12 protein-coding genes are annotated in these 13,219 nt (G+C 60.1%); 10 read left to right on the forward strand and 2 right to left on the reverse strand.

What is annotated here, in order from left to right:
- Positions 1-72: 72 nt before the first annotated feature.
- The 6 genes from ACYZUC_RS28260 (at position 73) to ACYZUC_RS28285 (ending at position 6,038) form a co-directional block, all read left to right on the forward strand.
- On the forward strand, positions 73-555 hold the full coding sequence (locus tag ACYZUC_RS28260; RefSeq protein ID WP_008034765.1) for a GNAT family N-acetyltransferase: 483 nt from the start codon (positions 73-75) through the stop codon (positions 553-555).
- A gap of 310 nt (positions 556-865) precedes the next feature.
- Positions 866-1,858 (forward strand): 2-dehydro-3-deoxygalactonokinase, encoded by a 993-nt coding sequence (locus ACYZUC_RS28265; RefSeq protein ID WP_461991861.1) that lies wholly within the window; start codon positions 866-868, stop codon positions 1,856-1,858.
- Positions 1,859-1,877: 19 nt separating this feature from the next.
- Positions 1,878-2,498, forward strand: a complete 621-nt coding sequence (locus ACYZUC_RS28270; RefSeq protein WP_461991863.1) for a 2-dehydro-3-deoxy-6-phosphogalactonate aldolase — start codon at positions 1,878-1,880, stop codon at positions 2,496-2,498.
- 47 nt (positions 2,499-2,545) lie between these two features.
- Positions 2,546-3,694, forward strand: a complete 1,149-nt coding sequence (gene dgoD / locus ACYZUC_RS28275) for a galactonate dehydratase (RefSeq protein ID WP_007903915.1) — start codon at positions 2,546-2,548, stop codon at positions 3,692-3,694.
- Positions 3,695-3,863: 169 nt separating this feature from the next.
- Positions 3,864-5,174: an MFS transporter gene (locus tag ACYZUC_RS28280; protein ID WP_008032871.1), complete on the forward strand. Its 1,311-nt coding sequence runs from the start codon at positions 3,864-3,866 to the stop codon at positions 5,172-5,174.
- Positions 5,175-5,234: 60 nt separating this feature from the next.
- Entirely contained in the window at positions 5,235-6,038 is an 804-nt protein-coding gene (locus ACYZUC_RS28285; RefSeq protein ID WP_223480819.1) for an IclR family transcriptional regulator, read from the forward strand.
- Here the strand turns inward: ACYZUC_RS28285 and ACYZUC_RS28290 are convergent, their stop codons facing one another.
- Complete coding sequence (locus ACYZUC_RS28290; RefSeq protein WP_008032874.1) at positions 6,039-7,091, reverse strand: NAD(P)-dependent alcohol dehydrogenase; 1,053 nt, start codon at positions 7,089-7,091, stop codon at positions 6,039-6,041.
- 191 nt (positions 7,092-7,282) lie between these two features.
- Between ACYZUC_RS28290 and ACYZUC_RS28295 the strand changes: the two genes are divergently transcribed.
- The gene (locus ACYZUC_RS28295; RefSeq protein ID WP_207286294.1) at positions 7,283-8,173 is read left to right on the forward strand and encodes an AraC family transcriptional regulator; all 891 of its coding nucleotides are present in this window, start codon (positions 7,283-7,285) and stop codon (positions 8,171-8,173) included.
- 182 nt (positions 8,174-8,355) lie between these two features.
- On the opposite strand, the gene ACYZUC_RS28300 is transcribed toward ACYZUC_RS28295, so the two are convergent.
- Positions 8,356-10,020, reverse strand: a complete 1,665-nt coding sequence (locus tag ACYZUC_RS28300) for an electron transfer flavoprotein-ubiquinone oxidoreductase (protein WP_461991866.1) — start codon at positions 10,018-10,020, stop codon at positions 8,356-8,358.
- 547 nt (positions 10,021-10,567) lie between these two features.
- Between ACYZUC_RS28300 and ACYZUC_RS28305 the strand changes: the two genes are divergently transcribed.
- From ACYZUC_RS28305 to ACYZUC_RS28315, 3 genes are all read left to right on the forward strand, one after another.
- Positions 10,568-11,317 carry an electron transfer flavoprotein subunit beta/FixA family protein gene (locus ACYZUC_RS28305; RefSeq protein ID WP_017340080.1) on the forward strand — a complete coding sequence of 250 codons (750 nt, stop codon included), beginning with the start codon at positions 10,568-10,570 and terminating at the stop codon, positions 11,315-11,317.
- A complete protein-coding gene (locus ACYZUC_RS28310; protein ID WP_008040866.1) occupies positions 11,318-12,247 on the forward strand; it encodes an electron transfer flavoprotein subunit alpha/FixB family protein in 930 nt (309 codons plus the stop codon). It abuts the gene before it with no gap.
- Positions 12,248-12,378: 131 nt separating this feature from the next.
- Entirely contained in the window at positions 12,379-13,215 is an 837-nt protein-coding gene (locus ACYZUC_RS28315) for a substrate-binding periplasmic protein (RefSeq protein ID WP_461991867.1), read from the forward strand.
- The last annotated feature ends 4 nt before the right edge of the window (positions 13,216-13,219 follow it).

Below are 13,219 nucleotides of genomic sequence, written 5' to 3' on the forward strand. Positions count from 1 at the left end.
TGAATTTCCAGTGTGACGAGCGTTGCGCGCCGACTTAGTATGGCGTTTTCCACTTTTGACGAAGGCACGTCCATGACGATCGAAATCCGCCCGGCGACCCCCAGCGATGCACCGCAAATCCTCGCGTTCATCACTGAACTGGCCGATTACGAACGTGCCCGCCACGAAGTCATCGCCAGCGTCGCCGACATCGAGCGCAGCCTGTTCAGCGAAGGCGCCACCGCCCACGGCCTGATCTGCCTGCGCGACGGATTGCCCATCGGCTTCGCGGTGTTCTTCTTCAGCTATTCCACCTGGCTCGGCAGCAACTGCCTGTACCTCGAAGACCTCTACATCACTCCCGAGCAGCGCGGTGGCGGTGCCGGTAAAACCCTGCTGCGCCACTTGGCGAAAATCGCCTGCGCCAATGATTGCGGGCGTTTTGAGTGGAGCGTGCTGGACTGGAACAAGCCGGCAATCGAGTTCTATAAATCCTTGGGTGCGCAGCCACAGGAGGAGTGGGTGCGGTATCGGATGGATGGCGCGGTGCTAAGGGATTTTGCCGCGGGCAATTGACCCCCTTAAAAGATCGCAGCTTCGCTGGCTCCACACTGAAAATGGTTGTCAACCCAACCTGTAGGAGCCGGCTTGCTGGCGATGGCAAACTCAAGAGCAACCCACTACTTTGAGAGTGGATCGCCAGCAAGCCGGCTCCTACAGGGTTGAATTCGATGTTTGATGCATCGCAGAAATTGAAGCTGCGATTTTTTTTGCCTGTAGCAATTAAATCCCACTATATGGGAGATGTATTTATATATTGAGATATCGCCGCGTCAGGGGTTATAGTCCAGCTCACTCACTGCCAATAAACAAAACAGGTGAAGCGATGCTGGCGCAATTGATCGCGCTCGATTGGGGGACAACCTCATTACGTGCTTACAAACTCGCCGCGGGTGGCCAGGTGCTCGAACAGCGTTCGCTGTCATCGGGAATCATGCAGCTGCCCCGGACGCCGCGAATCATTAAAGGTCTGGCATGCACCGACGGTTTCGAACTGGCCTTTGACGAGGCCTGCGGTGACTGGCTCGACGAGCAACCCGGTTTGCCGGTGATTGCCTGCGGCATGGTCGGCAGTGCGCAAGGCTGGCGCGAAGCGGCCTACCGCGACACGCCGGCAAACGTTGCCAATCTCGGAACTTCCCTACAAACCATTCGCAGTCTTCGCGGTGTCGATGTGCACATCGTGCCGGGCGTTATTCAGCGTTCGCGCCTGCCGAACGTGATGCGCGGTGAAGAAACCCAGGTCCTCGGCGTGCTGCAAAACCTGGCGGGCGGGGCGGGCAGCGATCTGTTGATCGGCCTGCCGGGCAGCCATTCGAAATGGGTGGAAGTGGCCGACGGCTGCATCGTGCATTTCGACACCTTCATGACCGGCGAAGTCTTCGCGGTGCTCAGCGAACACAGCATTCTGGGGCGCACCCAGCAACGTGGTGGGTCTTTCGATGGCGACGCGTTTGATCGTGGCGTGCAAGTGGCCCTGTCGGCGGACGGCGAAATCGGCCCGCTGTCGACGCTGTTCAGTGCCCGCAGCCTCGGGCTGACCGGCGAACTGAGCGGCAGTGCGCAACCGGATTATTTGTCCGGCCTGTTGATCGGCCATGAGCTGTCGGCGCTGGCCACGGTTCAGCGGCGTCGGCGCAACAGCGTTCATCTGCCATCGATCATTCTCATCGGCAATTCCCAACTCTGTGCCCGTTACAGCCGGGCGCTCGACGCCTGCGGTTTTGCCCGAGTGACGCTGGCCGAACAGGCCACCGAACGCGGGTTGTGGCAACTGGCGCTCGCCGCCGGGCTGATCACTCCAAACCCATCCCGTTAAACCTGACTGGAGGTCTGACATGCTCAAACAAGCATTGGCGCAAAACGGTCTGATCGCAATCCTGCGTGGCCTGCGCCCGCAGGAAGCGGCGGCTATCGGAGAAGTCCTTTACGCAGCCGGATTTCGCGTCATCGAAGTGCCGCTCAATTCCCCCGAGCCGTACGAAAGTATCCGCATCCTGCGCAGTACCTTGCCTGCCGATTGCCTGATCGGTGCCGGCACGGTGTTGACGCCGGAGCAGGTCGAGCAAGTGAAAGCCGCCGGCGGGCAGGTCATCGTCATGCCCCACAGCGATCCCAAAGTGCTGCGTGCCGCGAAGGCCGCCGGGTTGTTCCTGTCGCCTGGCGTGGCGACGCCGACCGAAGCGTTCGCTGCACTGGCTGAAGGCGCGGACGTGCTGAAGATGTTCCCCGCCGAACAAATGGGCCCGGCGGTTGTAAAAGCCTGGCTGGCGGTGCTGCCCGCCGGGACGATTCTGGCGCCGGTGGGCGGGATCACCCCGGAGAACATGCAGGTATTTATCGACGCGGGCGTGAAGGGCTTCGGCCTCGGGTCCGGGTTGTTCAAACCGGGCATGACGGCGGTGCAAGTGGCGTCCAACGCCAAGGCCTACGTCGCTGCATGGAACGCTCTGCGTTAAGACTTTTTTGGCGCCGAGCGCGCTGCATCTAATAAGAGAGAGAAGAGATGAAAATCACCAAACTGACCACCTTCATCGTTCCGCCGCGCTGGTGCTTCCTCAAGGTCGAGACCGACGAGGGCGTGACCGGTTGGGGCGAACCCGTGGTCGAAGGCCGTGCCCACACGGTGGCGGCTGCCGTTGAAGAATTGTCCGACTACCTGATCGGCAAAGACCCACGCAACATCGAAGACATATGGACCGTGCTGTATCGCGGCGGCTTCTACCGGGGTGGTGCGATCCACATGAGTGCGCTGGCCGGTATCGACCAGGCGTTGTGGGACATCAAGGGTAAGGCCCTGGGTGTGTCGGTCAGCGACCTGCTCGGTGGTCAGGTGCGCGACAAGATTCGTGTCTATTCGTGGATTGGCGGTGACCGTCCGGCAGACACCGCGCGCGCCGCGAAAGAGGCGGTCAGCCGTGGTTTCACCGCAGTGAAAATGAACGGCACCGAAGAGCTGCAATTCCTCGACTCCTTCGAGAAAGTCGACCTGGCCCTGGCCAACGTAGCTGCCGTGCGTGATGCGGTCGGCCCGAATGTCGGCATCGGTGTCGACTTCCATGGCCGGGTGCACAAACCCATGGCCAAGGTGCTGATGAAGGAACTCGATCCGTACAAACTGATGTTCATCGAAGAGCCGGTGCTCAGCGAAAACTACGAAGCGCTGAAGGAACTGGCACCGCTGACCAGCACACCGATTGCCCTCGGTGAGCGTCTGTTCTCGCGCTGGGATTTCAAGCGCGTGCTCAGCGAAGGTTACGTCGACATCATCCAGCCGGATGCTTCTCATGCCGGTGGCATCACCGAGACTCGCAAGATCGCCAACATGGCCGAAGCCTACGACGTAGCGCTGGCGCTGCATTGCCCGTTGGGGCCGATTGCACTGGCGGCGTGTCTGCAACTGGATGCGGTTTGCTACAACGCGTTCATCCAGGAACAGAGCCTGGGCATCCATTACAACGAGAGCAACGACCTGCTGGATTACGTCAAGGATCCGCGAGTGTTCGATTACGACAAAGGCTTCGTGAAGATTCCGAACGGCCCGGGCCTGGGGATCGAGATCAACGAGGAATACGTGATCGAACGCGCGGCGGTCGGGCATCGCTGGCGCAACCCGATCTGGCGCCATGCCGATGGCAGTTTTGCGGAGTGGTGAGTGCCTGACACCCCCCAATCCCCTGTAGGAGCTGGCTTGCCGGCGATGGCGTCTTTTCATCCAACATGGATGTCGACTGACACACCGCTATCGCTGGCAAGCCAGCTCCTACAGGGGGCAGTGCAAGTCTTTAGAACGACCTCAATAAACATAAGAAGAGGCATTCCCCATGCAACCGCAAACCCTCACCGGGCAGGCGTCGTTGGTGGCGCCCAGCCGCAAGCGTTTTTTCATCATGGTCCTGCTGTTCATCACCGTGGTGATCAACTATCTGGACCGCAGCAACCTGTCCATCGCCGCCCCGGCGCTGACCAGTGACCTGGGCATCGACCCGATCCACGTCGGACTGATCTTCTCCGCGTTCGGCTGGACCTACGCCGCCATGCAGATCCCCGGCGGCTGGCTGGTGGATCGCGTTCCGCCGCGCATCCTTTATAGCCTCGCCTTGCTGCTGTGGTCGATCGCCACGGTGATGCTCGGTTTCGCCGCCAGTTTCATTGCGCTGTTCGTCTTGCGCATGGCGGTCGGTGCGCTGGAAGCCCCGGCGTATCCGATCAACAGCCGCGTGGTTACCACATGGTTCCCGGAGCGTGAGCGCGCCACGGCCATTGGTTTCTACACCTCCGGCCAGTTCGTCGGGTTGGCGTTCCTGACGCCGGTACTCGCCTGGTTGCAGCATGAATTTGGCTGGCACATGGTGTTCGTCAGCACCGGTGCGGTGGGCATTCTCTGGGCGGTGATCTGGTACGCGGTGTATCGCGAACCGCGGGATTTCAAAGGCGCCAACGACGCTGAAATCGACCTGATCCGCGAAGGCGGCGGGCTGGTGGATATTCAGGCCGAGCAAGCGAAGGTCAAGGCGAAATTCAGCTGGACCGACCTCGGCATCGTCCTGACCAAGCGCAAGTTGTGGGGCATTTACCTTGGCCAGTTCTGCCTCAACTCGACGTTGTGGTTTTTCCTGACGTGGTTCCCTACCTACCTGGTGAAGTATCGCGGCATGGACTTCATCAAGTCCGGTCTGCTGGCGTCGTTGCCGTTTCTCGCCGCTTTCGTCGGTGTACTCTGTTCCGGGTTCTTCTCCGACTTCCTGATCCGTCGCGGCTACACGGTGGGTTTCGCCCGCAAGCTGCCGATCATTGGCGGCTTGCTGATTTCCACCTCGATCATCGGCGCCAATTTCGTCGAGTCGACGCCGCTGGTGATTGCCTTCCTCGCCTTGGCGTTCTTCGGCAACGGTCTGGCTTCGATCACCTGGTCGCTGGTTTCAACGCTGGCACCGGCACGCTTGTTGGGGCTGACCGGCGGCGTGTTTAACTTCATCGGCAACCTGTCGGCGATTGCCACGCCGATTGTCATCGGTTTCCTCGCCAGCGGTGATTCGTTCGCTCCAGCGATCACCTACATCTCGGTTCTGGCGTTGCTGGGGGCGCTTTCCTACATTCTGCTGGTCGGGAAGGTCGAGCGTATCAAGTTGTAGTCGTAGCCGTCGGGCGACCATAATGCCGCCCGTTCACTCGCTCAACGGTAAAGGCTGGATATGCAGGAAGACGCCCCAAAAATCGCCAAGGACGCCGCGCCGACCGGCACTCAGACCCTGCTTCGCGGTCTGGGTGTGGTTCAGGCCGTGGCCAGTGGCGCCCGCGATCTCAAGGAAATCGCCCGGCTGATCGGCACGACGCGCAGCACCACCCATCGTCTGGCCAGTTGCCTGGTGGACGAGCGCTATCTTCGCGTGGTGCCGCAAGTCGGTTATCTGTTGGGGCCGAAGCTGATCGAGCTGGGCTTTCAGGCGCGTGAAGAATTGCCCCTGGTCACGTTGGCCGGTCCGTATCTGGATGAGTTGTCGGCATTGACCGGCGACACCATTCACCTGGCGATTCGTGAAGGCGACGAGGTGCTGTACCTGCACAAGAATCCGGGGCGCAATGGCCCGGAAATGCGTTCGCGGGTTGGCCACCGCATGCCGTTGGCGCGCACCGGGATCGGCAAGGCGCTGATGCTCGATGACACGCAGGAAGAATGGCAGCGGCTGTATGAAGTCAGTCTGCCGGCGGGTGGGAAAAATCAGTTCTGGCCGCAGCACCCGGAGCAATCCTGGGAGCAGTTTCAGCAGCGCATGATTGAGTACGTGGCGGGCGGTTACGCCTTCGACCTGGAAGACAACGAGCCGTCGATCCGCTGCGTGGCGGCGCCGATCCGTGATGCCAGCAAGCGCATCGTCGCCGGCATCAGCATTGCCAGCACCGTGCCGTACATGCCGCTGGAAAAAATGGCCGAGCTGATTCCCCTGATCAAAGGGGTCACAGCCCGGCTCTCGGCTGAGCTTGGCGCTAAGGTCTGATCAGACTTTCAGCGTCGCCATGTCGATGACGAAGCGGTACTTCACGTCACCGGCGATCATGCGGGCGTAAGCCTCGTTGATCTGGCGGATGTCGAGCATTTCGATGTCGCAGGTGATGTTGTGCTCGGCGCAGAAATCCAGCACTTCCTGGGTTTCTGCGATGCCGCCGATCAGCGAGCCGGCGAGTACACGGCGGCCCAGCACCAATTTGGCCGCGTGGACCGGTGGATCAATCGGTTCAATCAACCCCACCAGAATGTGCACGCCGTCGAAACGCAGCGTGTCGAGGTAGGGGTTGAGGTCGTGCTGCACCGGAATGGTGTCCAGCAGGAAGTCGAAATGGCCGGCAGCGGCTTTCATCTGCTCGGCATCGGTGGACACGATCACATGGTCCGCGCCCTGACGACGACCTTCTTCAGCCTTGCTTGCCGAGCGGGTGAACAGCGTCACTTCCGCGCCCATTGCCTTGGCGAACTTGATGCCCATGTGGCCGAGGCCGCCCATGCCGAGAATCCCGACCTTGTCGCCCGCTTTCACGCCGTAGTGCTTGAGCGGCGAGTAGGTGGTGATGCCGGCGCAGAGGATTGGCGCGGCGCTGGCCAGGTCAAGTTTTTCCGGGATGCGCACCACGAAGTGCTCGCTGACCACGATGCTGTCGGAGTAACCGCCCATGGTGTTGCTGCCATCGACCCGGTCGGGTGTGGCGTAAGTCATGGTCGGACCTTCGAGGCAATATTGTTCGAGGTTGGCCTGGCAGGCTTCGCAGCTGCGGCAGGAATCGACCATGCAGCCGACGCCGACCAGGTCGCCGACTTTATGCTGGGTGACATTCGCACCGATGGCGGTCACTTTGCCTACGATCTCGTGGCCGGGCATCAGCGGGTAAACGGCAATGCCCCACTCATTGCGCGCCTGATGGATGTCGGAATGGCAGACGCCGCAGTAAAGAATCTCGATCGCCACGTCGTCGGCACGTGGGCTGCGGCGTTCGAATTTCACGGGGGCAAGGGGAGTGGTGGCCGACTGGGCGGCGTATCCGATGGCGGTGTACATGGTGGACCTCGCAAAAAGCATGACAGGTGAGGCGGCGCATTCTGGGCGCCGTACCATTACGCGGCCATGGCGATTCCTCCGGGTGTCATGCCTATTCCTCCGGCATCCGCGTTCGTTGGGTCAAATGGGCAATCAGACCTGCGATGATGCTTGCATCCCTTTTTCCGTGATTTTTTTTGTGAAGAGCTCCCATGTTGTTGACCCGTCATCTCGATGCCAATGCCACGCTGGTTTCGCTGATTGAGCCACTGGCGACCCGCGACGGTTTCACCCAGACCGGGTTGCCCGGTGTGCAAGTCTTGCGCGCGAGTTGTGACGTCGCCCGTGGCCCGCATATTTATGAACCGAGCCTTATGATCATCGCCCAGGGCAGCAAACTGGCGTACCTGGGGCCGCGAACCCTGGAATACGGCGCCGGGCATTATCTTATTCAAGCGTTGCCGGTGCCGTTCGAGTGCGAAACCTTTGCCTTGCCAAATGCGCCGCTGCTCGGGGTTTCCGTGGCGATTGACCGGGTGCTGCTGGGTGAATTGGTGCTGGCGATGGGGCTGGCGCCGGGACGGCACATTGCGGCGCAGACACCGGAGTCGATGACCTCGGTGGTGCTCGACGATGGCATGCGCGGCTGTGTGGAGCGGTTGTTGCGTTGTCTGCACGATCCTCTGGAGGCGCGGATCATGGGGCCGTCACACCTGCGCGAGTTGTTGTTCGTCGCGTTGCGCGGGCCTCAGGCGGATGTGTTGCGCGCGCTGGTGGAGCAGCAGGGGCAGTTCGCCCGTGTCGCGGCGTCGATCAGCCATTTGCATGCGCACTACGCCGAACCCTTGAACGTCGAGACCCTGGCCAGTTGCGCGAACATGAGTGCGTCGACCTTTCATGAGCATTTCAAGCGCAGCACGTTGTTGTCGCCGGTGCAGTATTTGAAGCGTTTGCGCTTGCTCAAGGCGCAGACGTTGCTGGTGGCGGAGGGCTTGGGCGTGGCGCAGGTGGCGCATCGGGTCGGGTACCAGAGCACGTCGCAGTTCAGTCGGGAGTACAAGCGCTACTTTGAGCGTAATCCCGGTGATGAGCGCGCTGCCTGAACCGTTGCGAACCCCTGTAGGAGCCGGCTTGCTGGCGATAGCGGTGTGTCAGCCAATCTGTTTGTTGACTGGGCGGACGCTATCGCCAGCAAGCCGGCTCCTACAAGAACTGTGTGGGGGGCATGAATTGCGGGCAACAAAAAGGCCCCCATTTAGGGAGCCTCGTTGTTCAGGCGTGCGGCTTACATGTTCGGGTAAGTCGGGCCGCCAGCACCTTCCGGCGCCACCCAGGTGATGTTCTGTGCAGGGTCCTTGATGTCGCAGGTCTTGCAGTGAACGCAGTTCTGGGCGTTGATCTGGAAGCGCTTCTCGCCGTCTTCCTTGGTGACCACTTCGTACACGCCGGCCGGGCAGTAACGCTGGGCAGGTTCATCGTACATCGGCAGGTTTTTGCCGATCGGGATGCTCAGGTCGGCCAGCTTCAGGTGGCAAGGCTGTTCTTCTTCGTGGTTGGTACCGGAGATGAACACCGAGCTGAGTTTGTCGAAACTGATTTTGCCATCCGGTTTCGGGTAGTCGATCTTCTTGCAGTCGGCCGCGAGTTTCAGGCAAGCGTAATCCGGCTTGGTGTCGTGCAGGGTGAACGGCAGTTTGCCGCCGAAGATGTTCTGGTCCAGCCAGTTGAAACCACCGCCGACGATGGCGCCGAACTTGTGGATCGCCGGGCCGAAGTTGCGGCTGGCGAACAGCTCGTCGTAGAGCCAGCTCTTCTTGAACGCGTCGACGTAAGTGGTCAGTTCTTCGGTGCCGTCCTTTTCAGCGAACAGCGCCTCGGCCACGGATTCAGCGGCGAGCATGCCGGACTTCATCGCGGTGTGGCTGCCTTTGATCTTGGCGAAGTTCAGGGTGCCGAGGTCGCAACCGATCAGCGCGCCGCCCTTGAAGACCATTTTCGGCAGCGAGTTCAGGCCGCCCTTGCAGATGGCGCGCGCGCCGTAGCTGATGCGCTTGCCGCCTTCCAGGTATTGCTTGAGCACCGGGTGATGCTTGAGGCGCTGGAACTCGTCGAACGGCGACAGGTAGGTGTTGCTGTAGGACAGATCAACGATCAGGCCGACCACCACCTGGTTGTTTTCCAGGTGATAGAGGAACGAGCCGCCGGTGTTCTCGGTGCCCATGATGTCCAGCGGCCAGCCAGCGGTGTGCACCACCAGGCCTGGTTGATGTTTGGCCGGGTCGATTTCCCAGATTTCTTTCAGGCCGATGCCGTAATGCTGGGCATCGGCTTCGCTGTCGAGGTTGAAGCGCTTGATCAGCTGCTTGCCGATGTGGCCACGGCAACCTTCGGCGAACAACGTGTATTTGCCACGCAGTTCCATGCCCGGGGTGTACAGGCCTTCCTTCGGGTTGCCTTCGCGGTCAACGCCCAGATCACCGGTGATGATCCCGCGCACCACGCCGTTCTCGTCGAACAATGCTTCCTGAGCGGCGAAGCCCGGGTAGATTTCCACGCCCAGGTTTTCGGCCTGCTGAGCCAGCCAGCGGCACAGGTTGCCCAGGGAGATGATGTAGTTGCCTTCGTTGTGCATGGTCTTGGGCACAAAGAGGTCGGGAATCTTCTGCGCGCTGTCGGCGTTCTTGAGAACGAAGATATCGTCGCGGGTGACCGGCGTGTTCAGCGGCGCGCCAAGTTCTTTCCAGTCCGGGAACAGTTCGTTCAGGGCGCGTGGTTCGAACACGGCACCGGACAGGATGTGAGCACCCACTTCGGAGCCTTTTTCGACCACGCAGACGCTGATTTCCTTACCGGCTTCAGCAGCCTTCTGCTTCAAGCGGCAGGCGGCGGAAAGACCAGCGGGGCCGGCACCGACGATGACCACGTCGAATTCCATGTATTCGCGTTCCACAGGTTATCTCCTACTCAAGGCTCAACAGTTTTTTTTCTAATTGGAGGTTTGGTGTCGCATCCATGAATTCCTGCACGAGGCGGGAAGAGGACAATCGATGAACCACCTTTCTCTTTGGGTGGCGCATTATATCTACACCACTCTTAGCGTCCAATACAAACGTTTGTTTGAATCGGCTCAAAGCCAGAGAAATCAAAGTCACGCGGCTTATGACTGGCCATTTTGCCGTATTGACCGGAATAGGCGTTCCGGTCAAGATACGGTCGGTTTTGCGCTCGCCGTAGGCTGACTGTTGGTTTCAAGAGCACCTCTAAAGACAGGGCGATGGCAGTACAAGGTGATGCGCAGCGCAGTGTTGGCGCGCAGTTTACACGCCACGATATTTAATGACTTGTTGGTCACCACTGACGAACGGTCATCAATGTCATGAGCGATGGTCCCTTGACACGTATGCCGGCGTTTTTAGAGGTGCCCTTGCGCCCGATGAGCATCAACCGCCAGGTTCGCCTAGGCGACTTTCTTTTCACCGGAGAGTAACGAGGAATCCATGAAGGTTCTTGTAGCTGTCAAACGCGTTGTGGATTACAACGTCAAGGTTCGCGTCAAGGCGGACAATTCCGGCGTCGACCTCGCTAACGTGAAGATGTCGATGAACCCATTCTGCGAAATCGCCGTGGAAGAAGCCGTACGCCTGAAAGAGAAAGGCGTTGCGACTGAAATCGTCGTGGTTTCCGTTGGCCCGTCCACCGCTCAAGAGCAACTGCGCACAGCGCTGGCTCTGGGTGCCGACCGCGCCATCCTCGTCGAATCCGCTGAAGATCTGACTTCCCTGGCCGTTGCCAAGCTGCTCAAAGCCGTTGTCGACAAGGAGCAGCCTCAGCTGGTGATCCTCGGCAAACAGGCCATCGACAGCGACAACAACCAGACTGGCCAGATGCTCGCTGCATTGAGCGGCTACGGTCAGGGCACCTTCGCGTCCAAAGTCGAAGTGTCCGGCGACAGCGTTGCCGTGACCCGCGAAATCGACGGCGGCGCGCAAACAGTTTCCCTGAAGCTGCCGGCCATCGTCACCACCGACCTGCGTTTGAACGAGCCGCGCTACGCGTCCCTGCCAAACATCATGAAAGCCAAGAAGAAGCCTCTCGAAGTGCTGACTCCGGACGCTTTGGGCGTTTCCACCGCCTCCACCAACAAGACCGTGAAAGTCGAAGCGCCTGCTGCACGCAGCGCGGGTATCAAGGTCAAGTCGGTGGCTGAACTGGTCGAGAAACTGAAAAACGAAGCGAAGGTAATCTAAATGACTATCTTGGTTATTGCTGAACACGACAACAAAGTGCTGGCCCCGGCCACTCTGAACACTGTGGCTGCTGCTGCCAAAATCGGCGGCGACATCCACGTGCTGGTTGCAGGTCAGGGCGCTGGCGCCGTGGCTGAAGCCGCTGCGAAAGTGGCTGGCGTGGCTAAAGTGCTGGTGGCCGACAACGCCGCCTACGCTCACCAACTGCCGGAAAACGTCGCGCCACTGGTTGCCGAGCTGGGCAAGGGCTACAGCCACATCCTGGCTGCCGCCACTTCCAATGGCAAAAACATCCTGCCGCGCGTTGCCGCTCAGCTGGACGTCGACCAGATCTCCGAGATCATCTCGGTTGAAAGCGCTGACACTTTCAAGCGCCCGATCTACGCCGGTAACGCCATCGCTACCGTTCAGTCGAACGCTGCGGTCAAAGTGATCACCGTGCGTGCCACCGGTTTCGACCCGGTCGCTGCTGAAGGTGGTTCGGCTGCCGTTGAAGCGGTTGCTGCTGCGCACAACGCTGGCACTTCGAGCTTCGTTGGCGAAGAACTGGCCAAGTCCGATCGTCCGGAACTGACCGCTGCCAAAATCGTCGTTTCCGGCGGTCGCGGCATGCAGAACGGCGACAACTTCAAACACCTGTACGCCCTGGCCGACAAGCTGGGCGCTGCCGTGGGTGCTTCCCGCGCCGCGGTCGACGCAGGTTTTGTACCGAACGACATGCAGGTCGGTCAGACCGGCAAGATCGTTGCTCCACAGCTGTACATCGCGGTCGGTATCTCCGGCGCGATCCAGCACCTGGCCGGCATGAAAGACTCCAAAGTGATCGTCGCGATCAACAAGGACGAAGAAGCGCCGATCTTCCAGGTGGCCGATTACGGCCTGGTGGCGGACCTGTTCGAAGCCATCCCTGAGTTCGAGAAGCTGGTCTAATCCAGCCGCTTGACCTATAAAGAGCCCGACCTTTTGGTCGGGCTTTTTTTTTGCTCTTCCTGTAGGAGCCGGCTGGCTGCGGGCGGCTCCTACAGGGGGGATATAACCGGGTTTGAGTGGAGTGTATTGCCATGGATCTGCATCGAGTGTTCGGTTGGTCATTGCTGCTGGGGCTGACGCTGTTGCCGACGCTGTCCATCGCAGCGGGCAAGTGTGAGCGACTGGTGGTCACCGGCAGCCCGGATGCGCCGCCGTATCTGTGGCAAGACCCGCAAAACCCCAAACATCTGATCGGTGCCAGTGCCGACCTGTTGCAACAAGTAGCAGGGCAGTTGGGCATTAAGGTCGAGATGCTCTATGCCGGCAAACGCGCCCAGGCGCTGGAGGAAGTGCGCAGTGGGCGCATGGACATGCTGGCCGACGCGCCGTTGACAGTCAGTGAGCTGGAAACCCTGGATTACATCCATCCGCCGTTGCTGGAAAACGATTACCTGGTCTGGACCCGAAAAGACTCGCCACTGATCTACAACCAGGCGCAGGACCTTCACGGTCATCCCGGCGCGTTGTCGGAAAAATCTCGAATGACCCCGGAATTCGGTACGTTCGCCGAGCAGCAATTGACTCTCGTACGCACTCCCAACCTGACCCAGGCCTTTCAGAAATTGCTGTTGGGGGAAGTGGAATTTGTCCTCGCCGGACGCTATTCGGGCATGGCAGCCGCACAGGCCTTGAGCATGGCCAATGACCTCGTCGCGCGCCCACAGCCGGTCGACAAACCCGGCCTGTTCCTCGCGGTTTCCCATAACTCGGCCTGCAACGATCCGTGGTTGCGCGGACAGCTGGCCAAAAAGATGACAGAATTGCCCGCGTCCGGACTGACGGAAGCCGTGCTGCAACGCAATATCGAGCGCTGGAAAGCGCAGCAACAGCAGCCACAGCAACCACCCGCCAGTACCCCAAAACAGTAGGGAT

The organism is Pseudomonas sp. GT1P32 (assembly GCF_054897805.1).

What these genes read in the sequence shown, in the direction of transcription:
- ACYZUC_RS28260 (WP_008034765.1), top strand. Translation starts at nt 73, where the DNA reads ATGACGATCGAAATCCGCCCGGCGACCCCCAGCGATGCACCGCAAATC.
- ACYZUC_RS28265 (WP_461991861.1), top strand. Translation starts at nt 866, where the DNA reads ATGCTGGCGCAATTGATCGCGCTCGATTGGGGGACAACCTCATTACGT.
- ACYZUC_RS28270 (WP_461991863.1), top strand. Translation starts at nt 1,878, where the DNA reads ATGCTCAAACAAGCATTGGCGCAAAACGGTCTGATCGCAATCCTGCGT.
- dgoD (WP_007903915.1), top strand. Translation starts at nt 2,546, where the DNA reads ATGAAAATCACCAAACTGACCACCTTCATCGTTCCGCCGCGCTGGTGC.
- ACYZUC_RS28280 (WP_008032871.1), top strand. Translation starts at nt 3,864, where the DNA reads ATGCAACCGCAAACCCTCACCGGGCAGGCGTCGTTGGTGGCGCCCAGC.
- ACYZUC_RS28285 (WP_223480819.1), top strand. Translation starts at nt 5,235, where the DNA reads ATGCAGGAAGACGCCCCAAAAATCGCCAAGGACGCCGCGCCGACCGGC.
- ACYZUC_RS28290 (WP_008032874.1), bottom strand. Translation starts at nt 7,091, where the DNA reads ATGTACACCGCCATCGGATACGCCGCCCAGTCGGCCACCACTCCCCTT.
- ACYZUC_RS28295 (WP_207286294.1), top strand. Translation starts at nt 7,283, where the DNA reads ATGTTGTTGACCCGTCATCTCGATGCCAATGCCACGCTGGTTTCGCTG.
- ACYZUC_RS28305 (WP_017340080.1), top strand. Translation starts at nt 10,568, where the DNA reads ATGAAGGTTCTTGTAGCTGTCAAACGCGTTGTGGATTACAACGTCAAG.
- ACYZUC_RS28310 (WP_008040866.1), top strand. Translation starts at nt 11,318, where the DNA reads ATGACTATCTTGGTTATTGCTGAACACGACAACAAAGTGCTGGCCCCG.
- ACYZUC_RS28315 (WP_461991867.1), top strand. Translation starts at nt 12,379, where the DNA reads ATGGATCTGCATCGAGTGTTCGGTTGGTCATTGCTGCTGGGGCTGACG.